At 70.8% G+C, this 26,078-nt stretch carries 23 protein-coding genes; 12 read left to right on the forward strand and 11 right to left on the reverse strand.

Going from position 1 to position 26,078, the window contains the following annotated elements; genetic code table 11:
• Positions 1 to 135: 135 nt before the first annotated feature.
• Positions 136 to 345, reverse strand: a complete 210-nt coding sequence (locus ACIBD9_RS02980; protein WP_396714415.1) for a GntR family transcriptional regulator — start codon at positions 343 to 345, stop codon at positions 136 to 138.
• 484 nt (positions 346 to 829) lie between these two features.
• Between ACIBD9_RS02980 and ACIBD9_RS02985 the strand changes: the two genes are divergently transcribed.
• Positions 830 to 1,096, forward strand: a complete 267-nt coding sequence (locus ACIBD9_RS02985; protein ID WP_387170985.1) for a hypothetical protein — start codon at positions 830 to 832, stop codon at positions 1,094 to 1,096.
• A 19-nt stretch (positions 1,097 to 1,115) separates the two neighbouring features.
• On the opposite strand, the gene ACIBD9_RS02990 is transcribed toward ACIBD9_RS02985, so the two are convergent.
• Positions 1,116 to 1,688, reverse strand: coding sequence for a TetR/AcrR family transcriptional regulator (locus tag ACIBD9_RS02990; RefSeq protein WP_396714004.1), 573 nt, complete (start codon positions 1,686 to 1,688; stop codon positions 1,116 to 1,118).
• A gap of 88 nt (positions 1,689 to 1,776) precedes the next feature.
• Here ACIBD9_RS02990 and ACIBD9_RS02995 point away from each other — a divergent pair, with 88 nt between their 5' ends.
• A complete protein-coding gene (locus tag ACIBD9_RS02995) occupies positions 1,777 to 2,148 on the forward strand; it encodes a DUF4267 domain-containing protein (RefSeq protein ID WP_396714006.1) in 372 nt (123 codons plus the stop codon).
• 192 nt (positions 2,149 to 2,340) lie between these two features.
• Here ACIBD9_RS02995 and ACIBD9_RS03000 read toward each other — a convergent pair whose 3' ends face one another.
• The 3 genes from ACIBD9_RS03000 to ACIBD9_RS03010 form a co-directional block, all read right to left on the reverse strand.
• The gene (locus ACIBD9_RS03000; RefSeq protein WP_396714008.1) at positions 2,341 to 7,326 is read right to left on the reverse strand and encodes a carbohydrate-binding protein; all 4,986 of its coding nucleotides are present in this window, start codon (positions 7,324 to 7,326) and stop codon (positions 2,341 to 2,343) included.
• Positions 7,327 to 7,621: 295 nt separating this feature from the next.
• Positions 7,622 to 8,575, reverse strand: coding sequence for a zinc metalloprotease (locus ACIBD9_RS03005; RefSeq protein ID WP_396714010.1), 954 nt, complete (start codon positions 8,573 to 8,575; stop codon positions 7,622 to 7,624).
• Between the two features lie 159 nt (positions 8,576 to 8,734).
• Positions 8,735 to 9,487 carry a TIGR03089 family protein gene (locus tag ACIBD9_RS03010; protein ID WP_396714011.1) on the reverse strand — a complete coding sequence of 251 codons (753 nt, stop codon included), beginning with the start codon at positions 9,485 to 9,487 and terminating at the stop codon, positions 8,735 to 8,737.
• A gap of 144 nt (positions 9,488 to 9,631) precedes the next feature.
• Between ACIBD9_RS03010 and ACIBD9_RS03015 the strand changes: the two genes are divergently transcribed.
• Positions 9,632 to 10,690: a hypothetical protein gene (locus ACIBD9_RS03015; RefSeq protein WP_396714013.1), complete on the forward strand. Its 1,059-nt coding sequence runs from the start codon at positions 9,632 to 9,634 to the stop codon at positions 10,688 to 10,690.
• A 77-nt stretch (positions 10,691 to 10,767) separates the two neighbouring features.
• On the opposite strand, the gene ligD (ACIBD9_RS03020) is transcribed toward ACIBD9_RS03015, so the two are convergent.
• Positions 10,768 to 11,682, reverse strand: a complete 915-nt coding sequence (gene ligD / locus ACIBD9_RS03020) for a non-homologous end-joining DNA ligase (RefSeq protein WP_396714015.1) — start codon at positions 11,680 to 11,682, stop codon at positions 10,768 to 10,770.
• A complete protein-coding gene (gene ligD, locus ACIBD9_RS03025) occupies positions 11,672 to 12,613 on the reverse strand; it encodes a non-homologous end-joining DNA ligase (RefSeq protein WP_396714017.1) in 942 nt (313 codons plus the stop codon). The genes ligD (ACIBD9_RS03020) and ligD (ACIBD9_RS03025) overlap by 11 nt, the downstream gene beginning before the upstream one ends.
• An 85-nt stretch (positions 12,614 to 12,698) precedes the next feature.
• Here ligD (ACIBD9_RS03025) and ACIBD9_RS03030 point away from each other — a divergent pair, with 85 nt between their 5' ends.
• The 6 genes from ACIBD9_RS03030 (at position 12,699) to ACIBD9_RS03055 (ending at position 18,007) form a co-directional block, all read left to right on the forward strand.
• On the forward strand, positions 12,699 to 13,727 hold the full coding sequence (locus ACIBD9_RS03030) for a Ku protein (RefSeq protein WP_396714019.1): 1,029 nt from the start codon (positions 12,699 to 12,701) through the stop codon (positions 13,725 to 13,727).
• A gap of 72 nt (positions 13,728 to 13,799) precedes the next feature.
• Positions 13,800 to 14,438, forward strand: coding sequence for a DUF4241 domain-containing protein (locus tag ACIBD9_RS03035; protein ID WP_396714021.1), 639 nt, complete (start codon positions 13,800 to 13,802; stop codon positions 14,436 to 14,438).
• 146 nt (positions 14,439 to 14,584) lie between these two features.
• Positions 14,585 to 15,265, forward strand: coding sequence for an FKBP-type peptidyl-prolyl cis-trans isomerase (locus tag ACIBD9_RS03040; RefSeq protein ID WP_396714023.1), 681 nt, complete (start codon positions 14,585 to 14,587; stop codon positions 15,263 to 15,265).
• A gap of 189 nt (positions 15,266 to 15,454) precedes the next feature.
• Positions 15,455 to 16,282 (forward strand): hypothetical protein, encoded by an 828-nt coding sequence (locus tag ACIBD9_RS03045; RefSeq protein WP_396714417.1) that lies wholly within the window; start codon positions 15,455 to 15,457, stop codon positions 16,280 to 16,282.
• Positions 16,283 to 16,314: 32 nt separating this feature from the next.
• Positions 16,315 to 16,968 (forward strand): HAD family hydrolase, encoded by a 654-nt coding sequence (locus ACIBD9_RS03050; RefSeq protein WP_396714025.1) that lies wholly within the window; start codon positions 16,315 to 16,317, stop codon positions 16,966 to 16,968.
• A 28-nt stretch (positions 16,969 to 16,996) separates the two neighbouring features.
• Positions 16,997 to 18,007 carry an NADPH:quinone reductase gene (locus ACIBD9_RS03055; protein WP_396714027.1) on the forward strand — a complete coding sequence of 337 codons (1,011 nt, stop codon included), beginning with the start codon at positions 16,997 to 16,999 and terminating at the stop codon, positions 18,005 to 18,007.
• 187 nt (positions 18,008 to 18,194) lie between these two features.
• Here the strand turns inward: ACIBD9_RS03055 and ACIBD9_RS03060 are convergent, their stop codons facing one another.
• Positions 18,195 to 19,829 (reverse strand): fatty acid--CoA ligase, encoded by a 1,635-nt coding sequence (locus ACIBD9_RS03060; protein ID WP_396714419.1) that lies wholly within the window; start codon positions 19,827 to 19,829, stop codon positions 18,195 to 18,197.
• Between the two features lie 71 nt (positions 19,830 to 19,900).
• On the opposite strand from ACIBD9_RS03060, the gene ACIBD9_RS03065 reads away from it, so the two are divergent.
• Complete coding sequence (locus ACIBD9_RS03065; protein ID WP_030334282.1) at positions 19,901 to 20,392, forward strand: NUDIX domain-containing protein; 492 nt, start codon at positions 19,901 to 19,903, stop codon at positions 20,390 to 20,392.
• 35 nt (positions 20,393 to 20,427) lie between these two features.
• Here the strand turns inward: ACIBD9_RS03065 and ACIBD9_RS03070 are convergent, their stop codons facing one another.
• Positions 20,428 to 21,462 (reverse strand): aldo/keto reductase, encoded by a 1,035-nt coding sequence (locus tag ACIBD9_RS03070; RefSeq protein WP_396714029.1) that lies wholly within the window; start codon positions 21,460 to 21,462, stop codon positions 20,428 to 20,430.
• A 125-nt stretch (positions 21,463 to 21,587) separates the two neighbouring features.
• Between ACIBD9_RS03070 and ACIBD9_RS03075 the strand changes: the two genes are divergently transcribed.
• Positions 21,588 to 22,220 carry a TetR/AcrR family transcriptional regulator gene (locus tag ACIBD9_RS03075; RefSeq protein WP_396714031.1) on the forward strand — a complete coding sequence of 211 codons (633 nt, stop codon included), beginning with the start codon at positions 21,588 to 21,590 and terminating at the stop codon, positions 22,218 to 22,220.
• A 14-nt stretch (positions 22,221 to 22,234) separates the two neighbouring features.
• On the opposite strand, the gene ACIBD9_RS03080 is transcribed toward ACIBD9_RS03075, so the two are convergent.
• Positions 22,235 to 23,344 carry an NAD(P)/FAD-dependent oxidoreductase gene (locus ACIBD9_RS03080; protein WP_396714033.1) on the reverse strand — a complete coding sequence of 370 codons (1,110 nt, stop codon included), beginning with the start codon at positions 23,342 to 23,344 and terminating at the stop codon, positions 22,235 to 22,237.
• A 151-nt stretch (positions 23,345 to 23,495) separates the two neighbouring features.
• On the opposite strand from ACIBD9_RS03080, the gene ACIBD9_RS03085 reads away from it, so the two are divergent.
• A complete protein-coding gene (locus ACIBD9_RS03085; protein ID WP_396714035.1) occupies positions 23,496 to 24,350 on the forward strand; it encodes a helix-turn-helix domain-containing protein in 855 nt (284 codons plus the stop codon).
• Positions 24,351 to 24,396: 46 nt separating this feature from the next.
• On the opposite strand, the gene ACIBD9_RS03090 is transcribed toward ACIBD9_RS03085, so the two are convergent.
• Positions 24,397 to 26,073, reverse strand: coding sequence for an MDR family MFS transporter (locus ACIBD9_RS03090; RefSeq protein WP_396714037.1), 1,677 nt, complete (start codon positions 26,071 to 26,073; stop codon positions 24,397 to 24,399).
• Positions 26,074 to 26,078: the final 5 nt, after the last annotated feature.

Genomic DNA, 26,078 nt, shown 5'->3' on the forward strand with positions numbered 1-26,078 from the left:
CGCGGGCGGGGACGCGGTGTCTCTCGCACTCGCTATGGAGCTGATGTCGTAGACGAGTCAGCCATCCGCATGGATGGCGGCCACGGACAACGCCGGGCGGGCCTCCCACGGCGCGCGCCGGGCAGCCATTGAGCGTCAGCGCTTGCGGGACTCCGCGACGAAGACCCCGCGCCCCGGACGACCGACGAGCACGTCCTGTTCCCGTAGCTTCGCCACCGCACGACTGATCGTGGACTGTGAGACGTCGTACTCGTCTGCCAGCACGCGGCCGGACGGGAGCTGGGACCCAGGCGGATAGGTCCCGTCCTTGATCTTCTTCAGCAGATCGTCGAGCAACTCGTCCATTGTGGGCGGGATAGGCACGTGGAGCCCCTTGCAGTCGGTTGGCTCGCCCAGTATTGATCAGCCGCTTCGACGCAGGCAACGTATGTAGCGCGAGTGACCTAGGTGGGTAACTGACTCGGAGACGTGCTTTACATAGGTGACTCAGTATCGGTAGCGTCGCTCTCGGTGATGCGGTGCTGCTGCGGTCGGTTGGCGCCTCTCGTGCTGGTCTCGCATCGCCGCCGAGATCCGACCGTCGAGACTCCATCCGCCGCGCTCCCCGGCGCGGCCCTGCTGCCGTACCCCCGAACGACCGCGGGCCGGGCGGTCTCCGCCGACCGCAACCGGCGGAGACCGCCCTCCACGTCGGTCCCATCTGACGAAGGGCAGTCACCGTGCGTAACCTGATCCGACGGCTGGCGAGCCGACGCGACGAGCCACCTCCGACGAGAGGGCGGGCAGAGCAGCCGCAGCCCTGGCAGAGCCTCGAACGGCGCCGCCACCGATGAGCGACCGTTGGGTTATCCACCTGCCGATCACCGCGCCCGACCTGCTGCGGGCCCGGATCTTCGCGCGTACCGCCGCTCGGGTGTTGGTCCGGCTCAGCGCGCGGGTCGAGCCGGGCGGGGTGACCGTCTCGGCGGAGGACCAGCAGGGCGTACGACATTGGGTCTTCTGTGATCGGCCACTACCCGGCGGCGCGCGGTGCGCCCTGCCCACCGACCACCTGTCGCCCTGCGCCCGACGCACGCCCAGGCCCAGCGGTCGGTGAACTTAGCGCGTGGCAACGCTCAGCGGGAGAAGCGGTCCACCAGCACCGCCAGCCGGCGGTCGTGGCCGGGGCGGCGGAGCCGGCCGCTGCGCATCAGCGTGACCAGCCCGTGCAGGCCGCTCCAGAACGTCTCGGTGACCGTCTCCAGGTCGTCGTCCCCGGCGACCGGGCGCACCGCCTCGGCCAGTTCGGCGAAGCCGCGGGCCAGGTCCGTCGGGACGTCCTGGGTGGCGAACGGCAGGTCCACGGCGAGGGTGAACATCGCGTCGTAGAGCGCGGGACGCTGCTCGGCGAACGCGACGTATGCCGCCGCCACGTCGGCGACCACCTGCCGAGGGCTGGCGGCCGAGGCCCGGGCCGCGGCGAGGGCGTCGGCCAACTCGGCGAAGCCCTCGACGGCGACGGCCGCCATGATGGCGTCCTTGCCCTTGAAGTGGCTGTAGAGGACGGGCTGGCTGTACTCGATCTCGGCGGCGAGCCGGCGGGTGGTCACCGCGTCCCAACCTTCGGCCAGGGCCAGGTCGCGTGCCGCGGCGACGATCGCCTGTTCCCGTTCCGCCCGCTCGCGCTCCCGGCGTCCCTGTGTCGACATGACCGCCATGCTAGCACCGCTAGATATCCTGTCGGTGCTCTGCTAGCGTCGCTCTCACATCTAGCAGCGCTAGGAATTGGAGTGGACCATGCTGTCCTTTGTCGCCTACGGGCTCGCCGTCGTGCTCAGCCTCTTCGTCGCCTTCATCGGCGCGCGGTTCCTGCTGGTACCGCAGGCCGCCGCCGCCGGGTACGGCGTGCCGGCCCGGCCGGACGGCGACCCCGCCTACCTGACGGTGAAAGGGCTGAAGGACCTCACGTTCGGCCTGCTCGGCCTCGCCCTGATCGCCTTCACCACCGCCGACGCGGTCGCCTGGTTCATGCTGATCGTCGCGCTCGTCCCGCTGGGCGACACCGTCATCGTGCTGCGAAACGGCGGGAAGAAGGCGGTCGCCTTCGGCATCCACTTCGCCACCGCAGTCGTCGTCCTCCTGGACGCCGCCCTGCTGTTCGCCCTGTGACAACCGGAAGCGTCCTACCGCCTCTGCCCTGACCGCCGCCCACCTTGATCGACTCGGCTTCCAGGAAGTCGCGGCATCCGACGCCAGTTGAGGCCCCGGTTTCACTGAAGCCGAGTCGATCAAGGCGCGGACTAGAGTGCGCACCGGCCCGGGACCAGCAGCGGTCCCGGGCCGGCGATCACGCGAACCTGCCTACTTGATCAGTTTCCAGGGGCCGGACTTGTCGCCCGGCTCCTGGCCACGGGTCCACCACTTCGCCTCGTACACGTGGCCCTTGAAGGACACCCGGTCGCCGGCGTTGTAGACCTTGGTGAGGGTCCAGGCCGCCGGGCTGTTGTCCGGCGGGGTGGGGGCGATCTCCTCCCAGGAGCCGTTGCGGTCACCCGGCTTCTGGTTGCGGGTGTACCACTGGGCCCGCCACTTCTTGCCGTCGTACATCGCGAGGTCGCCCGAGTTGAAGACGCGCGACGCGGTCCAGATCGCCGTCCCGTCCTCGGTCATGGCGATCTCCTGCCATGCGCCGTTGGGGTCGGCGCCCGGCTTCTGGTTCTTCGTGTACCAGGAGGCCCGGAAGACCCGACCTTGGTAGGTCACCCTGTCGCCGTCGTTGTAGACCGTCGACGAACTCCACTCCGCGGGCAGGTTCACCGTCAGTACGGCGGTGGCCTCCACCGGCGTGAGCAGGTCACTGCCCTGGTACGACGCGGTCAGGGTGTGCTGACCACCCGCGAGGCCCACCGGGAGGGTGAACGTCGCGGTCCCGTTGGTGACCGCGGCCGAGCCGCGAACGGTCGTACCCTCGCGCAACTCCACCGCGCCGGTGACCGGTGTGCTGCCGGCCGCGACCCGCACTGTCACCGTCGCCGCGGTGCCCCAGGTGGTCGGGGCGGCGGTGACGGTCATCGTCGGAACCTGCTTGGCGGTCGCGAACACGGCCGGCTGGGCCACCGCCTCGCCGCCGTCGGCGCTCCTCGCCGAGACGATCCAGCCGTACGAGGTGCCCGGCAGGAGCTTGCCCCAGGTCGTGGTGGCGACACCGTTCGAGGTCACCTCGTCGGTGCCGATCGTGCCGGACGGCACGTACGCGGCCAGTGAGTCGGTGGTGAACGACGTCTTGCGGGTGCTGAGGTCCACCGGCAGGGTCAGGTTGTCCTCCGAGCCGTTGTACCGCGGCTTGGGCTGGCTGCCGTCCTGGCGGATGTCGTACTCGGTCGCCCCGAAGTTCTTCAGGAACGGCGAGTACGTGTCGATGTGCATCTCGGCCCGGTCCACGTCGAACTGAAGCAGGCGTAGGAAGCTCGCCCCGAACTGCAACCGGTCGGTGGCCTTGTGGTCCGGGGTGCCGTCGCCGTTGACGTCGATGGTGCCGTCGGCGGCGACCTGCTTCGGCCAGAGTTCGGCGGCGGTGACCGTGTAGAACTGGTAGTCCGCGAGCAACTCCACGACGTCGTGGCTGACGGTGACGCCGATCTTCGACTTCAGGTTGGTGCCGACGCCGTGCTCGTGACCGGCGAGGACCAGGAAGACGTTCGGGTTGACCTCGACGACCTGCTTGAAGAGCGGCGAACCGTCCGGTGCGGAGAAGTCCGCACCCCGCCCGTCCGGGTTGGCCGAGGGCTTCAGGTAGTCGTGGGAGAGCAGGATCCCGTTGCGGTCCTTGTACCGCTTGAAGATCGAGTCAGCCCACTTGGCCTCGGCCGGCGTGACGCCGTACGACAGGCCGACCGCGACGAAGTCCAGACCACCGGCGGAGAAGAGCAGGTAGTTGTTCTGGTTGTCCTTGCCCGGCGTGACGGAGCCGTCGGCCTTGGTCACCTCGTCCCACGCGTGGTATTCGGTGCCCTTCGGCCAGGACTTCGCCGTCCCGTAGTACCGGTCGGCGCTGAACGTCCGGCTGAACCGGGACGTGGGGCCCGTCTCGGCACCCAGCTGGTCGTCGTGGTTACCCGCGATGACCTGGTTGACGACGCCGTTGTCGTCGAGGATCTTCTGGAAGCCGGAGGCGGCGGCGAGTTCCTTCTCGACCTGCTCGTGCAGACCGGGCCGCTTCAGCGAACCGTCCGGGTTGGTGGCCAGCGGGTCGTAGTAGTCGTTCTCGATGACGTCGCCGGTGTGCGCGGCGTACGCGATCTTGCGGCTGGCCGCGTTGTCGGCGATCCACTGCATCTGGTCGCGGTACGCGGCCGACCAGATCGCCTGCTCCTCGACCGTCTCGACGTCCGTGGGCTCGGCCTTGCCGTCGAAGTCGTCGTAGGTGCCGCCGGCCGCACCCTCGGTGACGTACTGGGTGTCGGTGAAGTGCGCCAGCGAGAAGTCGTACGAGGCTGGGTCCTCGAAGCGGTCCTTGTCGTTCTGCGCCGTCGAGTCGCGCGGGGACAGGTCGTCGGCGAACGGGTCCTCGCCGGTGACCAGCACGTGCACCACACCGCCGTCGCGGTAACCGGCCTCCACCGGCGCGGTCAGCACCGTCTCGCGTCCGACCTGGCCACGCGAGGAGGTCAGCACGACCCATTTGTCGGTGGCCGGGTTCCACGCCCGCAACGCCACGATCCGGGCCGGGTCGATCGTGCCCGACCAACGCAGGGTCGGCACCTGCTTGGTCGCCCCGAGCGGCAGGTCGTAGCGCTGGAAGATCAACCCACGGCTGGACGGGGTGTCGATCGTCGCGCCGTCGAGCGGACGCAGCGAGGCGACGTCCACGTTCCGGTCGTGCTGGACGTCGAGCGTGGTCGGCACGTCGGTTGCCTCACCCTGGTAGCCGCCGGTCGGCAGGACCACGTCCGCCTTGGTGAAGGTGGCGGTCAGCCCGACCCCCTCGGCACCGGGGATCCGCGCGGACAGCTCGGCCGAGAGCGGGTCGGTGCTCTTGACTGTCGAGTTCAGCTCGGTCGGGACGTCCGGGATGCTGGCGCTGCTGAACCGCACCTCGCGGGTGGCGGTGTTGCCGAGCGCGTCGGTCGCCGTGACCGCGATGGTGTGCTCCCCGGCCGGCAGGCCGTGGCCGATCTGGTCACCCTGCTTGACGGCCGTGCCGTCCAGCGTGATGACCGGCGTACCGACCACCCCGGTGGCATCCTTGATCTTGACGTTGAGCGCCACGGTCGAGGTGAGCCGCTGGCCGGCCGCCGGGACGCTGTTCTCGACCTCCGGGGCGGTGTTGTCGGTGGTGAAGCGCCGCGTCGAGGTCTTGTCCCCCACGACCGCCTTGATGGTGTGGGTGCCGTCCGCGATCGACGTGGTGTCCACGTCGGCGCGCTTTCCCAGCGCCGCCAGCGCCGAGCCGTCCGCCGCCGTGACGTCGAACAGGACCATCTTGTTCAGCACCGCGTTGTAGCTGCTGCCGCAGGTGCCGTCCCCGATGTACGTGGTCACCTGGGAGCCGGCGGGGTAGCTCGCCGAGCCGATGGTGACCGTCGTCTGCGCGGTCGACCGGGTCAGCTGGGTCGCCTTCGCGCCGGTCGGCAGCAGTTGGAAGTCCCGCAAGGTGAAGTCGTCAAAGTTGTCGCAGCTGCCCGGCTTCGCGCTGCCGTGGTCGTTGCCGGCGACGAACTCCACGGCGTTGACGCCCGGCACCAGCCACTCGTTCGGGAAGGCGAGGTCGGCGACCTCCTTCTCCCACATGCCGATCTCCACCGGGATGCCGTTGACCAGCACCTTGTTGTCGTACCCGTTGTCGCTGCCGTTGCCGCCCACGAACACCTTCAGGTGCGCGTCGCCCCCGCTGCCGAGGGTGTCGATTGTCCGCGTCGTCGGGGCGTCCGCGATGGTGAAGTGGAGTTCGGCGTCGGAGTTGGCCGCGCAGGTGGCGTCGCCCAGCGGCAGCGTGGCGGCGGTCGTCTCCACCTTCGTCACGGTCGTGCCGCTGGTGGTGACGAGGTACGTGGTGCCAGCGGTCACCGTGCCCGCCGTGCTCAGGGTGAGGCTCGTCGCCGCCCGGGTCAGCGTGAAGTCGTCGTGGTTGGCGCAGGTCGCCCCGTTGAGGGTGCCGTTGTAGTCGCCGGTCCGGATCTCGACGACGTTGTCGCCGAGGTGCAGGAACCGGTTGGGGAACGCCAGCTTGACGTCCTCCGCGCCGGTGGCACCGTAGTCACCGCCGAGGTCGACCCGGTGGCCGTTGACCAGCGCGTAGTTGTGGTAACGCGCCTCGATCGAGTTGCCGGCTGCGACAGTGAGGCCGAGGGTGGCGGTGCCGGCGGCCAGCGCCTCCGCGTTCTCGGCGGGCTTGTCGTCGATGGCCAACGACTCGACGTGGTCCTTGCCGCCACTGGGCAGCGCGGCGATCACCGGTCGGGTGCCGCGTACGCGGGCACCGTCACCGGGGGTGACCACCGCCGCGCCCGCCGGAGCGTTGTTGACGTCCACCGTCACGGACGTCTTCGCGCCCGACTGGGTGGTCGCGCTGACGGTGTGCGTACCGTTGGCGAGCTTGGTGGTGTCGAGGTCGGTGCGCAGGCCGGACGTGCTGCCCGGCTCACCGGAGACGACGAACGTCAGGTCCTGGTTGAGCAGCTTCGCCGAGCTGCCGCAGGTGCCGTCTCCGAAGCTGTAGCTGAACAGGTTCTGCTCACCGTCGGCGACCACGCCGAGCAAACTGAGGCTGATGCTGCTCAGCGCGTAGTCGTCGTAGTTGGGGCAGCGGCCACCCTCACCGTTGGGCAGTTCCTCGTACCCGACGGCGGTCTTGGTGGTCGTGTCGACCCAGTTCGCTCCGGCGTGGACGGTGATGGTGTTGGCGCCGGGGCGCAGCCAGTCGCCCGGGAAGTCGAGGGTGCCGACCTGCCCACCGGCGAGGTCCGGCAGGTAGATCCGGTCCGCCTCGGCCGTGTGGGCGTTGACGGTGATGTAGTTGCGGTAGCGAGCCTCGGTGCCGTTGCCACCCATCTCGAAGGCGAAGTGGGCGGTGCCGGCGGTCTTCTCGGCGTCGATCCTGTCGCCGTCGACAGCGAGGGTGGTCACCGAGTCGTTCTCGGTGACCGGCTCGACGACGACGGAGAGCTTGCCCTCGACGTTCTGCCCGCTGCTCAGGTTGATCAGCGGGGTGTTACCGCTGGTCGGAGTCGCTTGCGCACCCGCGAGGGTGGGGTTGAGGGCCGTTGCCGGCCCGGCGATGAGGATCAGCGCGACAGCGGACAGAACTCCGCGTGTTCGCTTCCTACGCGCACGTGTTTCGTGCGTCATGGCGGGGTTTCTCCTTCGTGACGGGTCAGGGTGGACGCCGCCGACGCGAAGAAACCCGCCACGACACCGCAGGGCCGACGAGCGGTTGAGGGCATGCCAACGCTCCGGCCCACAGGTGCTGTGGCACGCCGGCGTGCGCGGCCGTTGGATGACCCTGCCGGCTCTGTGCGAACTCGCCAGCCAAACCGGATGAGAGCCGGACGCTGTACGGGTGAACAGTTAGTTGATCATCGGCAGGACAAGGGGCCGACGAGTCGCATTGAGCGACTCGCCGGCCCCGAGGCCCAGCCGAGGGTTATCCGGCGCGGAACGCCACCCAGGCGTCGCTCATCCGGTCCGCCTGGCCCGTGGTGAACATGTTCATGCAGGAGTCCTGCGTGTAGTCCATGAAGTTGTGGATCGGGTCCAGCCCGGGCGCGGCGCAGGTGTCCGCACCCACCGGGCAGTCGAACTGCGGGGCCGCCTCGCGCGGGGTGTCCGCGACGAAGTCGCCGGACGCGGAGCAGCCGTGCGCGAAGGTGTGCTCCAGCATCAGCCAGTGCCCGACCTCGTGCGTCAGCGTGTCGCCCAGGGCGTACTTGCCGGCCGTGCCGCCCGGCATCGACTCGTCGAGCATCACCACGCCGTCGATGTAGTCGCGCCCGTTGTTGTAGCCCTTCGGAAAGTACGCCCAGCCGAGCAGCCCGTCGCCGATGTTGGCCGCGTACACGTTCAGGGTCTCCGAGTCGCCGGTGTACAGCGCCTTCTTCATGTCCCGCTCGTTCTTGCCCGGCACGACCGTGTACCAGGCGCTGTTCACCGTCCACGTCGTGTCGACGAGCGAGAACCGGAACGGAGTGTTGGAGGCGTCTCCCGCCGTACGGCCCGCGAACGAGTCGTTGAGCACCGTCATCTGCGCGGCGATCAGGGTGTTCCACCGGGTCGTCTCGGCTGCGGTGAGCGGATGGTCGGAGATCATGTGGAAGACCGTCGGCACGGTGACGCTGCCGTTCGGCAGGCGCGGCGCGTCCTTGATCACGCCGTAGGCGTTGGCTTCGTTCGTGGAGTACAGCTCCGGCTCCTGGGCGGTGGCGCCCTCGGCTACCCGGGCGGCGCTGTGCGCGTCGGCGCCCGGCTCACACGCGGTGACGCCCGGGGAGGCGGGCGCGGGCGCGGCCGTGGCGAGCGCCCCGGAGGCACCGCCGGACGCCAGGAACGTCGCGGCGGTGGCAGTGAGGACCGCCAGTCGGAAGGTCGATCTTCTGCGCATCGGTGCACCTTTCGATGAGGGAGGCGGTGCGGGTCGACGACGTCGCTGTTCGGGTATGAGAACATGCCGACGGCATCGACGAAAAACCCTCTGAGCAGGGCAGATGCCGATGTAACGAAACCGGTTCAGCCAGCGCTGTTTGAGCCGCTACGGCGGATTTCAGAGGACGCGGGTCACCCGTTCGGCGGTGAGGACCGCGTCCCGCCGCGCCGGGTCGAGGTTGGCGCTGATCACCACGGACGCGCCGGCCGAGAGCGGCGCGAGCAACCACTTCAGCGGTTGCTCGGTCTCGGCGGCGTCGACCAGCAGCCGGTCGCCGGCGCGTAGGTCCAGCATCGCGGCGAACTCCTGGGCGAGCGCACCCCACTGACCGTAGGTGGTGCCGTCCGCGGTGGCCGGGTCCGACGGGTGGATGGCGGTGTGGTCGGGCGCGCCGTCGCCGTGCCGAAGCACCTCGGCGGACCAGTCCAACCAGCCCAACGGCACGTCGGCCAGCCGCCCCGGCCCGGTGCCGACGAGATAGCGGTGCGGCGCGTCCGGCACGTCCTCCAGCCAGTCGTCCTGCCGCTCCGGCGTCACGAAGACCGCGTCGAACGGCCGGTCGCCGCCGGGTTCGAGCACCGCCAGGCCCGCGGTGGCGCGCGGTCGGAACGACACCGCCAGGCCGGAGGCCCAGGCGCCCAACAACACCGCGGCGGTACGCCAGTGCGGCGGCAGCAACACCGCTACGCGGCTGCCGGGGCCGAGACCGCAACCTTCCCGCAGCAGGCTCGCGCTGCGCGCCGCCCACGAGCCGACCTGCTGTGCGGTCAGGTCGACGCGCTCGCCGGTCGCCTCGTCGCGGTAGCTGAGCAGCGGACGCTCGGCCTCGACGGGCCGGGCCGCCAGGCCGGCAGTGTCGGTTGGCCGCATCTCCACGCTCCCCGGGTCGACGTCGGCACCACAGTACTCAACGACTTTGGTCGCAAGGGTCGTCGGCCGATGGCCGTATCGGGTGACCGGGTGGCCCGCGCACGGTGCAGGGAACGATCCCCGAAACGCCGCCGAGGAGCGCCCATGCCGACCGGACCCGACCCCGCCGACCGCCCGGTCGCCGCCGACCGCCTGCCGCTGCGCCGGCGGCTCCTGCCGGTGATCGCGTTGTTGCTGCTCGCGCCGTGGGCGGCCGAGTGCTCGTGGGGTGGCTTCGCCATCGACGACTTCCTCCCGGTGCTGATCTTCCTGGGCCCGATGTACGGCGGCGCGGCGATCCTCGTCCGGGAGTCCGCCCGGCACCTTGGCGCGGGCTGGCCGACGATCGTGCTGCTCGCCGCCGCGTTCGGCGTACTCCAGGCCGGGTTGGTCGACCAGTCGCTGTTCAACCCCGACTACCTCGACGACACGCAGTACGGCGACACCCGGGCCGCCGCCGAGGCGTCGCTGGTGCCGGGGTTGGAGTTCAGCCTCCGGCAGGCGTTCGACTACGTGGGCAACCACATCGTGCTGACCATCTGCGCCCCGATCGTGCTGATCGAGTCGTTTCTCGGTGCGGACCGCCGGCTGCGGCCGTGGCTGGGCCGGCCCGGTCTCGCCGTGGTCGGCGTGATCTATGTGCTCGGCAGTCTCTTGATCTTCTCCGACAGCAGCGGCCGGAAGGGCTTCCTGGCCAGCCCGCTCCAACTGGCCTTCGCCGCCGTGGTTGTCGTCGCCCTCGTCGCGGTCGCCCTGCTGCCCCGCTGGCGTCGCGCCCAGCCGCGCCGGGCCGGTCGGGTGCCGCATCCACTCTGGGTGGGTCTGCTGGTCGTCCTCGTCCGACTCGGCGGCGACCTGACGCCCGGCTGGGCGGGGGTGGCGATCGCACTGACGCTGGCCGCTGCCGCCGGAGCCCTGATCGCGTACTGGTCGTCGCGCGCCGGTTGGGGGGAGCGGCATGTACTCACGGCTGGAGCCGCGGGCCTGGTGACCGCCGCGGCGTTCGCGTACCTGGTGCCGCCGTACTCCCCGGCGAGCCCGGCGGCCGCCCTGGCCGGCGACGTCGCGGTCACCGTCGTCACGGTCGCCCTGGTCGGGGCCGCCTGGTGGCGGCTGCGTGCCCACCGCGCTCACCGCCAGCCGGTGTCGCCGCCGCCAGCCTGACCGGGAGGCGCCGGCCGATCACGTCAGGTGACCCCGGTACTGGCGCCACCACCCCCGCCCATCCGGGCTCCGGACCGTCAGCGAGTGGGCAGCTCCGGGCCGCCGTCGAGCAGGGGGCCGAGCAGGTCGTCGTACTTCTCGACCCGGGCCAGGACCTCGGCGGCGGTGAACTGGCGGACGGCCGGCTTCCGGCCGCGTGCGCCAGCCTCGACCTCGTCCCAGGTCAGCGGCGTCGACACCGACGGCACCGACTGGGCCCGCAGCGAGTACGGCGCCACGGTGGTCTTCGCCGCGTTGTTCTGGCTCCAGTCGATGAAGACCTTGCCCGGTCGGAGGTTCTTCGCCATCTTCGACACGATCAGCTTCGGGTGGGCCTTCTCCAGCTCCTGGGCGATCCGCCGGGCGTAGTCGGAGACGAGGTCGGACGACTGGGTGCCCGCGATCGGGCAGCAGAGCTGCATGCCCTTCTTGCCGGAGGTCTTCGGGTACGAATCGATGCCGTCGTCGGCGAGGCGGTCGCGCATCAGGACCGCCACCGGGCAACACTCGGCGAGCCCGGCCGGCGGGCCCGGGTCCAGGTCGACGACCATCATGTCCGGGTGCTCGCCCACCTTCCACTGCGGTGTGTGCAGCTCCAACGCGGCCAGGTTGGCCAGCCAGACCAGGGTGGGCAGATCGTCGGCGACCACGTAGTCGATGGTTTCCCGGCCCTTCGTCGACCCGGGCGCGGGCAGGTTCTCCACCCGCACCCAGTCCGGGGTCGCGGCCGGCGTGTTCTTCTCGAAGAACGACTTGTCGTCCACGCCGTTGGGGAAGCGGATCCGGGTGACCGGCCGGTCCCGCAGGTGCGGCAACAGCACCGGGGAGATCCGGGTGTAGTAGTCGATCACCTCGCCCTTGGTGAACCCGGCCGCCGGGTAGAGCACCTTGTCCAGGTTGGACAGCTCCAGCGCGCGACCCTCGACGTCCACCCGTAGCCGTTCAGCCGGCATCGTCGACCTCCTCCGGAGGTTTGTCCGGGCGCAACCGCAGCACCCGGGGGAAGCGCAGCCGGCCGTCGGGGGTGCGCTGGCCGTACTTCACCTCCACCACCACCCGTGGTTCTACCCAGATGGCCCCCCGGGCATCCTCGCGCGGCACTCCAGGCGCGAACGGTGACGCGCCGGACCGCAGCGGCTCCAGCTCGGCGAGGAGCTCCCGCTCGATGGCCGCGCCGATCCCGCCGCCGACCCGGCCCCGGTAGATCAGCCGGCCGTCCGGCCCGGGCACCCCGACCAGCAGACCGCCGATCCGGCGCGCACCCGGTCGCCAGCCGCCGACGACGAAGTCGCCGGTCACCTCCAGCTTGACCTTCACCCAGTCCGGCGAGCGCACCCCCGGGCGGTAGACGGCCCCGATCCGCTTGGCCATCACCCCCTCCAGGCCGTGCTCCCCGGCCGCCTCGTAGGTGGCCGGCCCGTCGGCGAACATCGGGGGCACCGCCCACCGGGGGCCACCGAGCGCGAGGGCCTCCAGCGCCTCCCGGCGCCGCTCGTACGGCCAGCCGGTCAGGTCGTCACCGTTGAGCCGGAGCAGGTCGAATATCATGTATGTCACCGGCATGACCGCGGCCAGCCGGGCCGCCTTGGCCCGGTCCCTGACGTGCATCCGCTCGGCCAACGCGGTGAACGACGGCTGGCCGCCCTCGCCGAGCAGCACCACCTCGCCGTCGAGCAGCGCGTCATCGACCTGCTCGGGCAGGGTGGCCAGCTCCGGGTACGCGGCGGTGATCTCCACGCCGGATCGGGCGTACAGATGCTGAGCACGACCGGAGATGTCAGCGAGCGCCCGGATGCCGTCCCATTTGAACTCGTAAGCCCAGCCGTCGCCCGCCGGGAGCGGCCCGGTCATCGCGAGCATCGGCTTGAGCGGCGCTCCGGGCACGACCCGACTGTAGTACCAGGCCGAACACCTCGCGTCCGGTTCTTTCGGATGCGAGCATGGTCAATACCGGGGAAGGGAGCGCAGGATGCGTGCCATCTGGAAGGGAGCCGTGTCGTTCGGGCTCGTCTCGATCGGAGTGAAGCTCTACTCCGCGACCGAGGAGAAGGACATTCGGTTCCACCAGGTCCACCGCGAGGACGGCGGGCGGATCCGCTACAAGCGCACCTGCTCGGTCTGCGGCGAGGAGGTCACCTACGACGACATCGCCAAGGGCTACGACATCGGCGGCGGCGAAATGGTGATCCTCACCGACGAGGACTTCGCGGATTTGCCGCTGACCAGCTCCCGCGCCATCGACGTGCTGGAGTTCGTTCCGGCCGAGCAGGTCGACCCGATCCTCTACAACAAGGCGTACTTTCTCGAGCCGGACGGCGCGGCGACCAAGCCGTACGTGCTGCTGCGCGACGCGCTGATCGACTCGGAGCGGGTGGCCATCGTCAAGGTCGCGCTGCGCCAGCGGGAGCAGCTGGCCACGCTGCGGGTCCGGGAGGGGGTGCTGCTGCTCAACACCATGCTATGGCCGGACGAGATCCGTACCCCGGACTTCGGTTTCCTCGACGAGGACCTCAAGGTGCGCCCGCCGGAGCTGGCCATGGCCAGCTCACTGATCGACTCGATGACCGGCGAGTTCGAGCCGGACGTCTTCACCGACGACTACCGGGCCGCGTTGCAGGAGGTCATCGACGCCAAGGTGGAGGGTCGGGAGGTCGTCCAGCCGGAGGAGGTCGAGCAGGCGCCGGCCGCGGCGGTCGACCTGATGGCGGCGTTGAAGGCCTCGGTGGAGCGCGCCAAGACTGCTCGCGGCGAGCAACCGGCCCGTGGTGGTGGCGGTGGTGGCGAGCCGACACCCATCTCGTCGGCCCGGTCCGCGCAGAAGGCAGCCGAGAAGAAGGCGACCAAGGCCCCCGCGAAGAAGACCGCGGCGAAGAAGACGGCCGAGAAGAAGGCGGCCGAGCCGGCGAAGAAGACCGCTGCCAAGAAGGCCGCCGCGAAGAAGGCGGAGCCGGCGAAGAAGACCGCCGCGCGCAAGACCGCACCCCGCAAGAGCGCCTGACCGTACGGCAGCGGCGGCGGTGTCCGCCGCGCCGGGTACGCTCCGCCGGCCGCTGGCGACCGGAGGAGCCCCATGCCGTACACCCCTGATCTGGACCGGCTACTGACGCCCGGCGCCCGCTTCACCGACGAGCACGGCGGGTACCTGATCGAGGTTCACCCGGTGGGCGACATCGTGCTGCCGACCGGCCGCGTGGTCGGGTGTGACCCGCTGGTCTGCCCGGAGGCGGAGCCGTTCACGGTGACCGTGCCGCCGGGGCGGCATCCCGCCCGGGCCTGGGTGGCGGTGGTGCTCCGGGAGGACGCCGAGGTGGACCGACGGGTCGCCGCGCTGGAGCTGGTCGTCTCGACCGAGCCGACGCTTCGCTGGGAGCCGGCCGTCGCGGGTGACCAGGACGTCGCCACGCTCGGCGCGGACGACTACTTCGGGTACGGGGTGGACGCCGGTGTCGGCACCTTTGCCGACCCGACGGCGCTCGCCGTCCTGGAGGGCTGGGACTACGACCGGGTCGAGGAGGTCTTCATCCCGACCGAGCTGCCCTCGTCCCCGGTCCCGGGGCTGATCACCGCCGTGTTGGACGAGGCCAGCGGCGCCAACGTCGTCACCGTGTCCACGGGTTGGGGCGACGGCTGCTACGGCACCTGGATCGGCCGTGCCGCCGATGGCCGGGTCACCTCGTTCGTGACCGACTTCATGGTCGTCCCGGAATAACCGCCCGGGAAAGACCCGGAACTGTCGCGCTGGGCGATCCGAGGCGTCCGCGGCGGGCACGGTAGGCCGCGGTGCGGGTACCGTGTGCGTCGGCTTTCCCCCCGGCACCGGGTGCCGGCCACACTTCGCAGCAGGGAGTCGACGACGTGAGCGAGCGGACGCAGCAGAACCGGTCGGCAGGCCAGGACCAGAGCCCGGCGACCAAGTCGGGGCGCCGCCTGGCCGCCCAGTTGGCGGAGAAGAAGGCCGCCGACGCGAGGCGAAAGCGCAACGCGTGGCTCAGCGGTCTCCTCGCCGTCGCCGTGGTCGGAGGGCTGATCGCCGTCTTCGTGGCGATCGGCGGGGGCGACGACAAGCCCAAGACCCAGGCCGACGCGACCCCGTCCGCCTCCGCCCCGGCTCCCGACGAGGCCGGCGCACCCCCCGCTCCGCAGCTGCCCGAGGGCGCCGACCCGGCCCTGGGCACCAAGCCGACGGTGACGCCGGGCAAGGGTGACCTCAAGAAGCTCACGGTCACCCCGGTGATCCAGGGCAAGGGCCCGGCCGTGAAGAAGGGCCAGAACATCACCACCAACTACGTGGGCGTGTTCTACAAGGACGGCAAGGAGTTCGACTCCTCCTGGAAGTCGGGGCAGCCGGCCACCTTCCCGATCGGCGTCGGTCAGGTCATCCCCGGCTGGGACCAGGGTCTGGTCGGCGTGACCGTGGGCAGCCGGGTGCAGCTCGACATCCCGGGCGAGCTGGCGTACGGCAATGACGAGGCCGCCGCCGGTGGACGTCCGACCGGTCCGCTGCGCTTCGTGGTGGACGTCCTCGCCGCCCAGTGACCTGTCCGGGTCGTCCCGGTTGTCGCCGGGCCGCGATGGAGTTGTTCACATGGGGCTTCCGGCCCGTCACCCAGCGGCAGTAGGTTCGGCGTCACCCCGGGCGGTTCGCCGCCCGGGGTGAGCATCCGGAACCGGGACGCGGAGGTGCATGTGACGGCGCTGGACGAGCCCGGGCGGACCGCCCGGTCGATGTGGGCGTACTTCGAGCCGGTGCACACCGTCACCTACCTCCACCCCCGGGCCCGGGCCGCGTACGAGGCGGTCGGGCTGCGCGGTTACTGGCGCGGTTACTTCGCCGGCCGGGCCGCACCGCTGGGAGCCACCGAGGCGGCCCCGGTGATCGCGGCCTTCTTCAACTTCGCGCCGCCGATGGTGGCCCGCGCGCTGCCTGCGGTGTGGCGGTTGGCCACCCCGCAGGAGGCGCTGCGGGCCCGCCTGACCGGTGCCGTGCAGGCGCTCGCCGAGCTGACCTACGAGCTACCGGAGTCGCATCTGGTGGAGGCCGCCGACCTGCTGGAACGGGCCGCCGCGGCGGCGCAGACCGCCGGCCGGGTGCTCGGCGCGGCCAACGCGGCGCTCCCGGCCGGCGAGTACCCGCTGGCGCGGCTCTGGCAGGCCGCCACCACGCTGCGCGAACACCGGGGGGACGGGCACGTGGCGGCACTGGTGGCCGCCGGGCTGGACCCGGTGGAGACACTGACCGGGCGGGTCGCGCTGGACGGTTCGTCGCCGCAGTACCTGCTGGGCCGGGGCTGGTCCGAGGAGCAGTGGCACGCCGCCCGCGAGCGGCTCACCCAGCGGGGCTGGCTGACCGGGGACGGCGCGGCCACCGACCACGCCCGGGCGGAGTTCCAGGCCATCGAGGACGCCACCGACCGGGCCGCCGCGCACCCGTGGCAGGCGCTCGGCCCTCACGACACGGACCGGCTCCGGGAGCTGCTGGAGCCGATCGCCCGGTCCGGCCACACCCTGCTCCCCGAGGGCAGCCCGCTCGGCCTGCCCGCGCTGCCCGGCTGACCGGGCGCCCGCCGGTCGGGCAGGATGGGCCCGTGACTGATGCGGTGGTCTTCGACCTGGACGGCGTGATCGTGGATTCCGAGCCGGTGTGGGAGGAGGTCCGCCGGGCGTACGTGGCGGCGCACGGCGGGACGTGGCAGCCGGACACGCAACGCCGACTGATGGGCATGAGCACCGGCGAGTGGGCCCACTACCTCAGCGGTGAGCTGGGCGTCGACCGCACCGCCGAGCAGGTCGCCGTCGAGGTGGTCGAGGAGATGACCCGTCGCTACCGGGACCACGTACCCCTCATCGACGGCGCCGACGAGGTCGTTCGCCGGCTGGCCGCGCGGTGGCCGCTCGGGTTGGCCAGTTCGTCGCCGACCCGGCTGATCGAGGCGGCGCTGGCGGCGACCGGTCTGACCGACGCGTTCGGCGCGACCCTCTCCACCGAGCAGACCGAGCGGGGCAAGCCCGCACCGGACGTGTACCTGAGCGTGGCGCAGCGCCTCGGCGTCGACCCGACCCGCTGTGTCGCCGTGGAGGACTCGTCCAACGGGGTGCGCTCCGCCGCGGCAGCGGGGATGCGGGTGGTGGCGGTGCCGCACGGCTCGTACCCGCTCGATCCGGACGCCTCCGGGCTGGCCGTGGCGACGCTGAACGCGATCGGTGAGCTGACCCCGGAGCTGGTGGACGAGCTGGGTTGACCCGGGTCGAGCCGGGTAGAGACCACGGATGAAGGCCATCGTGTACGAACGCAACGGCGACCCTTCGGTGCTCGATCTGGTCGACCGGCCGGTGCCGGAGCCGAGCGCGGGCGAGGTACTGGTGCGGATGGCGGTCTCCGGGGTGAACCCGACCGACTGGAAGTCGCGCCGCAACGCCCCGCCGAACGGGTGGCAGATCCCCGGGCAGGACGGCGCGGGGGTGGTCGAGGCGGTCGGCGAGGGCGTCGACCCCGACCTGATCGGTGAGCGGGTGTGGGTCTGGGAGGCCGCCTGGCAGCGACCGTGGGGCACGACGGCGGAGTACACGCTGGTGCCGGTCCGGCAGGCGGTACGCCTCGGCCCCGCTCCGTTCGAGCTGGGCGCAGCCCTGGGCATCCCGTTCCTCACCGCGCACCGCTGTCTCACCGCCGGCGAGTTCATGCCGGACACGCTGCGGGCCGGGGCGCTGGCGGATCACACGGTGCTGGTGCAGGGCGGCGCGGGTGCGGTCGGCAACGCCGCGATCCAGCTCGCCCGGTGGGCCGACGCAACGGTGATCGCCACGGTGAGCAGCGCGGAGAAGGCACAGCTCGCCGCGTCGGCCGGCGCCTCCCTGGTGATCAACTATCGGGAGCAGAACGTGGTCGAGGAGGTCCACAAGATCGCCCCCGACGGGGTCCACACGATCGTCGAGGTCTCCCCCGCCCGCAACGCCGCGGTCGACGTACGGGTGCTGCGGCACGGCGGCGCGGTCTGCATGTACGCCGACGACGGCGGGGACGAGGTGAGCATCCCGATCCGGGCGATGATGGCGCCGAACGCCCGCTGGCAGTTCGTGCTGGTCTACACGGAGCCGAAGGCGGCCAAGGCGCAGGGCGTGAAGGACGTGGCGGCGGCGGCCAGCCAGGGTGGCATCCGGGTCGGCGCGGACGCCGGCCTGCCGTTGCACTACTACCCCCTGGCCGAGGCGGCCGCGGCGCACCAGGCGGTCGAGGATGCGACGGTGGGCAAGGTACTCATCACCACCAGCGACGCCTGATCGGGTCGCTGACCACCCGATTTCCCCGTCAGCAGGACAGAAGCGAACAATTTTCGCAACAATGACGGTGCGGGTCACCCCGCGTGAAGCGGGCGGCCCCGGCGCGGTGCGAACGCCGGGGCCGCCCTCTGGGGAGGGTTGTTTCAGGAGTACTCCCGCCCAACAGGCGACAGTGCCGGGGAAAACGTTACGGGGCTGTCAGCTCCCGGACAGTCAGCTCACCCCCGGCGTACCGCGAACGGACGACCTTCTTGTCGAACTTGCCCACGCTCGTCTTCGGCACCGTGTCGATGAAGGCCCAGCGCTCGGGCAACTGCCAGCGCGCCACCGACCCGGCCAGGAATTCCCGCAACTCCTCGGCGGTCACCGAAGCGCCTTCCCGGACCACCACGGTGGCCAGCGGACGTTCGTCCCAGCGCTCGTCCGGGACACCGACCACGCACGCCTCCAGGACCGCCGGGTGGGCCATCAGCGCGTTCTCCAGCTCCACCGACGAGATCCACTCACCCCCGGACTTGATCACGTCCTTGGCGCGGTCGGTCAGCGTGATGTACCCGTCCGGCGAAAGGGTGCCCACGTCGCCGGTACGCAGCCAGCCGTCGCGGAACTTCTCCTCGTCCGGGGCGTCGTCACCGACGTACCGCGCGGTCACCCACGGCCCCCGGACCTCCAGCTCGCCCACGGCCGTGCCATCGGCGGGCATCGGGTCGCCCGACGGGCCGACGATCCGCGCCTGCACGCCCGCCGGCACCCGACCCTGGGTGTAGCGGTAGCGCCACGCCTGCTCGCCGGTCGCACCGGCGGGCGGACGTGAAACCGACCCCAGCGGGGACATCTCGGTCATCCCCCAGGCGTGGATGACGTTGATTCCGTGCCGCTCGTCGAACGCGTGCATCAGTGCCGGCGGGCACGCCGAGCCGCCGACGATCACCTCACCGAGCGAGGAGGTGTCCACGTCGTGGGTGTCCAGGTAGGCCAGCAGATCGGTCCAGATGGTCGGCACCGCGCCGGCCAGGGTGGGCCGCTCGGCGGCGATCATCTCGGCGATCGGCGCGGCCTGGAGGAACCGGTCCGGCATGATCAGCGACGCGCCGGAGAGGAAGGCCGCGTACGGCAGACCCCACGACATGGCATGGAACATCGGCACGATGGCCAACTCGCGGTCGGTCGGCCCGAGACCGAAGCCCTCCGGCATGCAGACCTGCAACGAGTGCAGGTAGATCGACCGGTGCGAGTAGGCGACGCCCTTCGGGTTGCCGGTGGTGCCCGAGGTGTAGCAGAGCGCGGCGGCGTCCCGCTCGTCCACCTCCGGCCAGTCGTACGTGTCGGGCCGGTCGGCGAGCAACGCGTCCCAGTGGTGCACCGTGATCCGGTCACCGGCGGCCGCCACCAGCGGCGCCGGGTCACCGCCGCCGACCACCACGACGTGCCGCACCGTGGTCAGCTCACCGATCACCCGGGCCAGCAGCGGGAGCAACGTGCTGTCGACGAGCACCACCCGGTCCTCGGCGTGGTTGGCGATGTAGACGACCTGGTCGGGAAAGAGCCGGATGTTGAGCGTGTGCAGCACCGCACCCATGCTCGGCACCGCGAAGTAGGCGACCAGGTGCTCGTTGTTGTTCCACATGAACGTGGCGACCCGCTCGTCGCCGGTCACTCCACACTCGTCGCGCAGCGCGTGGGCCAGCCGGGCGGCGGCACGGCCCACCTCGGCGTACGTCATCCGGCGGGGTTCGGCGCCCGTCCAGGTGACCACCTCGGCCGTGCCGTGCACCCCTGCACCGTGGTCGAGGATCCGGAAGATCTGCAGAGGGGCGTCCATCATCGTGCTACGCATGGGTAACAAGCTAGTGTCGGCGGTCACACGTTGGGAACCCCCGTAAGTTGTCGCAGGTGAGCATCTCCTGGGCCGACTCATACGTGGGGCAGTTACGCGCGCTCGCCGGGGACCGGACGCTGATGTTCGTCGGCGCCCGAGCCGTGGTCAACGACGACGCCGGACGCATCCTGCTGATCAAACGCTCGGACAACGGCCAGTGGGCCATGCCGGCCGGCGCGATGGAGCTGGGCGAGTCGATCGCCGACTGCGCGGTACGCGAGGTCCGTGAGGAGACCGGGCTGCGCGCGCTGCGGGTCTGCGCGTTCGCCCTCTACACCGGCCCGGACCGCACGAGCACCAACATGTACGGCCACACGTACCAGGTGTTCACGACGGCGTTCAAGGTCGAGGAGTGGGACGGCCAACTGGCCCGGGTCACCGACGAGACCACCGACGCCGGGTTCTTCGCCCGCGACCGGTTCCCCGCCCCGCTCTCCACCTCGGTCATCGAGACCCTGGCCGACCTGGACGTCTTCGAGCAGACCAACCGACTCATCCTCAAGTAGGGCGGCCCCGGGGTCACCGACCCCGGTGCCGTCCCTCACTGGGGAAGGCGGAGCCCGGCGAAGAACCCTTCCTGGATCCAGTTCGGGTACGCGACCGGCAGCTTGGTGGCCTCGTCCAGCTCGGTGAGATCCTCCGCGGTCAGGGTCAGGTCCGAGGCGGCGATGTTGTCGACCAGCTGCTCCTCCTTGCGGGCACCGACGATCACGCTGGTCACGGCCGGCCGGGACAGCAGCCAGGCGACCGCCACCCGGGCCGGGCTGACCCCGTGTCGCTCGGCGACGCCCTTGAGCACGTCGACCACCCCGAAGGCGTGTTCCGGGTCGAACGGGGTGAAGCTGGCGTAACCGGGCTGGGCGCTGCGCGCGCCGCTGTCGGCGACGGCGCCGTCCCGGCTGACCTTGCCAGAGAGGAAACCACCGGCGAGAGGACTCCAGACGGTCAGCCCGACGCCCTCGTTGAGCGCCATCGGCACCACGTCGCGCTCCACGTCCCGGCCCAGCAGCGAGTAGTACTCCTGCACCGAGACGAACCCGGCCAACTTCTCCCGGGCGGAGATGCCCAGCGCCTTGGAGATCTGCCAGGCGGCGAAGTTGGCGGCGCCGACGTAGCGGACCTTGCCCTGCCGGACCGCGTCGTCGAGCGCGCGCAGCATCTCCTCCAACGGGGTGATCTGGTCGAAGTTGTGGATCTGGTACAGGTCGATGTGATCGGTGCCCAGCCGGCGCAGGCTGTCCTCCAGGTTCTGCATGATGTGCAGCCGGGAGGTGCCGACGTCGTTCGGGCCGGGGCCCGTCCGGGAGTGCACCTTCGTCGCCAGTACGACGTCCCGACGCCGCTTGCCGAGCGCCTTGCCGAGCAGTTCCTCGCTCTCGCCGTCGCTGTAGCCGTCGGCGGTGTCGACGAAGTTGACGCCCGCGTCCAGCGCGGTGTCCACCAGCCGCTGCACCTCGGGCAGCGCCAGCCCACCGAGAGTGCCCCAGAGCGGGTGCCCGCTGCCGCCGAAGGTCATCGCGCCGAGCGAGATCTCCGAGACGTACACCCCGGTGGTGCCCAGCAGTCGGTACTTCACGTGTGTTGCTCCTCGTGGTGGGTCGGAGGCCGAGGTCAGGCCCTCCGTGGTCACTATGTCGGACAGTGTGTCCGGCAACGAGCGTACGTCGCCGACCCGACCCCCGGCCACCTAGGATTCCGGCTATGCCCTCGATCACCCGCCGCCGCCCGCGCAACCCCGACGGACGTGCGGCCGTCGAAGCGCGGGTGCTGGCGGCCACCGAGCGACTCCTGAAGGAGGGGACCCGCTTCACCGACCTCGGCGTGCAGCGGATCGCCGCCGAGGCCGGCGTGGCGCGGTCGACCTTCTACACCCACTTCCGGGACAAGAGCGAGCTGCTCATGCGCCTCGCCGGCACCATGCGGGAGAGTTCGTTCGACCGCACCGGCGAATGGGACCCGGGCGGGCCGGGCGACCCGCTCGCGCGGCTGACCGAGATCTTCGCCGACGTGATCCGGATATACCGGACGTACGCCCCGGTGCTGGCCGCGGTCAGCGAGGTCGCCGCGTACGACGAGGCGGTCCGGGAGTACTGGGCGGCCGGGCTGGAGCAGTTCGTGGCCCGCACCGTGGACGTGCTCCGCGCCGAGCAGCAGGCCGGGCGTACCCCCGCCGACGTGGACGTGACCACGGCCAGCCGGCTGATCGTGGTCGGCGGCGACCGCTTCCTGGCCGACCACGTCAGCACGACCTCGGCCGACCCCGAGACCGACGCGGCGGCGGCCCGGGAGTTGGCCGCGACCTGGTGGTACGGCGCCTACCGCCGCCCCGCCTGACCACCGCGGTCGTCTCAGGCCGCGGTGGGGCCGAACTGTTCGGTGAAGCGCCCGGTGAACAGGTCGACGCCCTTGTACTCGGCGACCGTCGCCGCAGGGACGACGGCCGGGCCGTCGGGCGTGGGCATCTGGCCGACACCGTGTCGCGACCCGAGCGGGACCAGGATCATGGGATGGGGCATCGGCTGGTAGGTGGCCGTCGGCTGCCCGCCACGCAGCTGCGCGGTGATGTTCCGCGCCACGACCTCGGCGTGCTGCAACGCGTACGCGGCCATCTTGTCCTCCGCGACGTCGGTGAGGTCGCCGATCGCGTAGACGTGGTCGAGGATGTCGTCGGCCCCGCGCACGTGGAGAGTTTCGGTGACGGCTACCTGCCCCTGCGACGTGAGCGTCGTCAGCCGGCCGTCGACGAGATAGTCACTGTTGGTCCGCAGGCCAAAGGCACGGAACCAGATGTCAGCGGTGATCTCGTCGCCGTCGGTGGTGGTGGCCGTGACGGTCGCGGCCCGGTTGGCGTCGGTCGGCAACGGCGCGGCCAGGCTGGTCCCCAGCCGCACCTCGATGCCCAGCTCGTCGAGCTGCCGGTGCAGGTCGTCGCGCAGCCCCGGCCCGAAGTCGGGCAGCAGCTGCTCGGCCGGATCGATGAGGGTGACGTGCTTGTCCGGCCAGACCTCCTTGATCTCACCGGCCAGTTCCAGTCCGACCGGCCCGGCACCGAGGATCAGGACCCGTTCGGCGCTGGCCAACTCCTTGTTGGTCTGACGCAGGTCGTCGAGCGCCGCCTCGATGGAGTCGGCGTTGAGCCTGGCCGGGTAGGCGTAACTGGAGCCGGTGGCCAGCACCAGATAGTCCGCAGCGACACGCTGACCCGAAGCCAGCGTGACACCACCGGGATCCACCGAGACCGCTCGGTCCCGGATCACCGTGCCCCGCGTGAGCACCGTGTCGAAGGGAAAGAAGATGTTGCCTGCCCAGTCGGGCCGGACCAGCGCCCGCAGCGCCCCGGCGACGTTGACGAACGCGTCCCGAGGATCAATGAGGACGACATCGGCCACCGACTCCAGCGCCTTGGCGACCGCCGTACCCCCGTAACCGCCGCCGACGACCGCAACCATACGACTCATGACTCAGCTCCAACCGATCAGGAATTTCCGCTCGACCGCTGTCGAGCGCCTCCCTTCACGGTCGTCAGCTGAGAGCAGGCCAGGGAGACCGGACTGAGGCTGGTAGTGGCAGGGACACCATCCGGCCGGCCGGCGTTGTTACGTTCGGACGGTGAGCGACAACGAGCTTGGGTTGTTCCTGCGCCTTCACCGGGAAGCGGTGACACCGGCCGAGGTGGGGCTGCCCGCCGGGCCACGCCGTCGCGCCCCGGGGCTACGCCGATCCGAGGTGGCGGCCCTCGCCGACGTGAGCGTTGAGTACGTCACGAGACTCGAACAGGGCCGCGACCGCCGACCGTCCCCGCAGGTGCTCGCCGCGCTCTCGAACGCACTCCGGTTGAACTGGCACGAACGCGCCCACCTGCACCGCCTCACCAAGGCGGCTGATCCCAGCTACAACTGCCGGGGCCAGACCACCCCGAGCGGCGAGGTACGTCGGACCGTGCAGGCGTTGCTCGACCGTCTCGAACCCGGGCCGGCGGTGCTGCTCAACCGGCTCAGCGACGTCCTCGCCCACACCGCCGGCTACGCGCGGCTGGTCGGTCCGATCGGCCTGCTGGACGCGACGCCGGCCAACCTCGCCCGATTCATCCTCGGCGACGTCCGGGCACGCGGCGCGTACCCGGACTGGGACCACCTGGCCGACGAGCAGGTCGCCGCCCTCAAACAAGGTCCGTTCCGGGCGTACCCGCCGATGGCCGCCCTGGCCGACGAGCTGACCATCACGGCGGGCGACGCCTTCACCCGGCGCGTCGACACCGTGACCAGCCTGCCGAAGGCCAGCGGCATCTTCCGGTTGGCCCATCCCGAGGCGGGCATGCTCCGGCTCGCGTACGAGACCCTCGAACTCCCGGCGGACGACGACCAACGCCTGATCGTGTACCTGCCCGCCGATGCGGCGACCTCCGACGCGCTCGACCGCCTCAACGACCAACACCCGCAGCGGCTACGCCTCGTGGCCGGCTGACACCGACCGCCCCGGAGCGGTCCGGGGCGGTCGGTGTTCGAGGCGCTCAGATCATCGTCTGGGACTTGGCCTCCATGTCCGCGGCGGCCTCCTCCTTCGACTCGCGGGTCAACGGCTTGCCGCCCGGCGCCGGGGCCTCGCCGCCGAGCGGGTCGGCGCCACCGGTGGCGCCCTTCGGGCCGGCGCCCCGCAGCTGCGTGTTGGGCAACGTCAGGGTGACCACCACCGCCACGATCGCGATCAGGCCGGCGGTCAGGAACACCATGTCCAGCGCGTCGACGAAGGCGCCCTGGATGGCCGCACGTACCGGCCCCGGCAGGGCCAGGATGGTGGCCGGGTCGTTGATCGAGATGTTGGTGCCGCCACTCGCCGCCACGGCGGCCTGCTCCTGCGGCGGAAGCTGCGCGATCGCACCGGGCAACCGGTCGGCGAGCCCGCTGGTCAGCCGGGACGAGAGCACCGTGCCGAGGATCGCCACCCCGAACGAACCACCCAGCGACCGGAAGAAGGTCGCTGAGGAGGTGCCAGCCCCCAGGTCGCGTACGGAGACCGCGTTCTGCACCGCCAGGATCAGCGACTGCATACACAGGCCCAGCCCGACGCCGATCACCACCATGAACCCGAACGCGACCCAGAGCGAGGTGGCCACCTCCAACTGGGTGAAGAGGAACATGCCGACCAGGAGGGTCACCGAACCGGCCACCGGGAACCACTTGTAGCGGCCGATCCGGGTCATCGCGCGGCCGGTCAGGATGGAGGTGATGATGATGCCGGCCATCATCGGCAGCATCAGCAGACCGCTGCGGGTCGGCGAGGCACCCTTCACGATCTGCAGGTACAGCGGGATGAAGATGATCGAACCGAACATCACCAGACCGATGACGAGCAGGGCCGAGTTGGCCAGCGCGAAGGTGGCGCTCTTGAACAGCCGCAACGGCAGGATCGGCTCGGCCACCCGGGCCTCCTGGAGGACGAAGAGCACCCCCAGCACCGCACCGACCACGAAGAGCGTGATGATCACGCCGGAACCCCAGGCGTACTCGTTGCCGCCCCAGCTCAGCGCGAGCAGCAGGGCGCTCACCCCGGCCACCAGCAGGCCGGCGCCGAGCCAGTCGATCGAGTGGTCCCGACGTTCGAACGGGATCAGCCGCATCACGTGGTAGCAGACGACGATGGCCAGGATCGCCAGCGGCACGTTGATGTAGAAGATCCACCGCCAGTCGGTCTCCGCGAAGTAACCGCCCACCAGCGGCCCGGCGACCGACGAGATCCCGAAGACCGCGCCGAACAGGCCCTGGTAGCGACCACGCTCCCGGGGTGACACCACGTCCGAGATGATGGTGAACGCGAGCGTCAGCAGACCACCGGCACCGAGACCCTGGATACCCCGGGTGACGATCAACTGGGTCATGTTCTGCGACAACCCGGCCAGCAACGACCCGAGCAGGAACGTGCCGATCGAGAAGAGGAAGACCGGCCGACGTCCGTACAGGTCGGCCATCTTGCCGTAGAGCGGCGTCGACGCGGTCGAGGCGAGCAGGTACGCGGTGACCACCCAGGAGTAGTGGTTGATCCCGCCCAGCTCGCCCACGATGGTCGGCAGCGCCGTGCCGACGATGGTCTGGTCGAGTGCGGCCAGCAGCATGCCGGTCATCAGGCCGAACATGAGCAGCCGGATCTGCTGACGGTTCAGCACCGGCGCATCCGAGGCTTCGGTGGTCATGTGCC

The organism is Micromonospora sp. NPDC050784 (assembly GCF_044456765.1).
GTDB lineage: Bacteria > Actinomycetota > Actinomycetes > Mycobacteriales > Micromonosporaceae > Micromonospora > Micromonospora foliorum.

What these genes read in the sequence shown, in the direction of transcription:
- ACIBD9_RS03010 (WP_396714011.1), bottom strand. Translation starts at nt 9,487, where the DNA reads ATGCGGCCAACCGACACTGCCGGCCTGGCGGCCCGGCCCGTCGAGGCC.
- ACIBD9_RS02990 (WP_396714004.1), bottom strand. Translation starts at nt 1,688, where the DNA reads ATGTCGACACAGGGACGCCGGGAGCGCGAGCGGGCGGAACGGGAACAG.
- ACIBD9_RS03090 (WP_396714037.1), bottom strand. Translation starts at nt 26,073, where the DNA reads ATGACCACCGAAGCCTCGGATGCGCCGGTGCTGAACCGTCAGCAGATC.
- ligD (WP_396714015.1), bottom strand. Translation starts at nt 11,682, where the DNA reads ATGCCGGCTGAACGGCTACGGGTGGACGTCGAGGGTCGCGCGCTGGAG.
- ACIBD9_RS03030 (WP_396714019.1), top strand. Translation starts at nt 12,699, where the DNA reads ATGCGTGCCATCTGGAAGGGAGCCGTGTCGTTCGGGCTCGTCTCGATC.
- ACIBD9_RS03000 (WP_396714008.1), bottom strand. Translation starts at nt 7,326, where the DNA reads ATGACGCACGAAACACGTGCGCGTAGGAAGCGAACACGCGGAGTTCTG.
- ACIBD9_RS02995 (WP_396714006.1), top strand. Translation starts at nt 1,777, where the DNA reads ATGCTGTCCTTTGTCGCCTACGGGCTCGCCGTCGTGCTCAGCCTCTTC.
- ACIBD9_RS02985 (WP_387170985.1), top strand. Translation starts at nt 830, where the DNA reads ATGAGCGACCGTTGGGTTATCCACCTGCCGATCACCGCGCCCGACCTG.
- ACIBD9_RS02980 (WP_396714415.1), bottom strand. Translation starts at nt 345, where the DNA reads ATGGACGAGTTGCTCGACGATCTGCTGAAGAAGATCAAGGACGGGACC.
- ACIBD9_RS03060 (WP_396714419.1), bottom strand. Translation starts at nt 19,829, where the DNA reads ATGGACGCCCCTCTGCAGATCTTCCGGATCCTCGACCACGGTGCAGGG.
- ACIBD9_RS03035 (WP_396714021.1), top strand. Translation starts at nt 13,800, where the DNA reads ATGCCGTACACCCCTGATCTGGACCGGCTACTGACGCCCGGCGCCCGC.
- ACIBD9_RS03055 (WP_396714027.1), top strand. Translation starts at nt 16,997, where the DNA reads ATGAAGGCCATCGTGTACGAACGCAACGGCGACCCTTCGGTGCTCGAT.
- ACIBD9_RS03080 (WP_396714033.1), bottom strand. Translation starts at nt 23,344, where the DNA reads ATGAGTCGTATGGTTGCGGTCGTCGGCGGCGGTTACGGGGGTACGGCG.
- ACIBD9_RS03075 (WP_396714031.1), top strand. Translation starts at nt 21,588, where the DNA reads ATGCCCTCGATCACCCGCCGCCGCCCGCGCAACCCCGACGGACGTGCG.
- ACIBD9_RS03015 (WP_396714013.1), top strand. Translation starts at nt 9,632, where the DNA reads ATGCCGACCGGACCCGACCCCGCCGACCGCCCGGTCGCCGCCGACCGC.
- ACIBD9_RS03045 (WP_396714417.1), top strand. Translation starts at nt 15,455, where the DNA reads ATGTGGGCGTACTTCGAGCCGGTGCACACCGTCACCTACCTCCACCCC.
- ACIBD9_RS03005 (WP_396714010.1), bottom strand. Translation starts at nt 8,575, where the DNA reads ATGCGCAGAAGATCGACCTTCCGACTGGCGGTCCTCACTGCCACCGCC.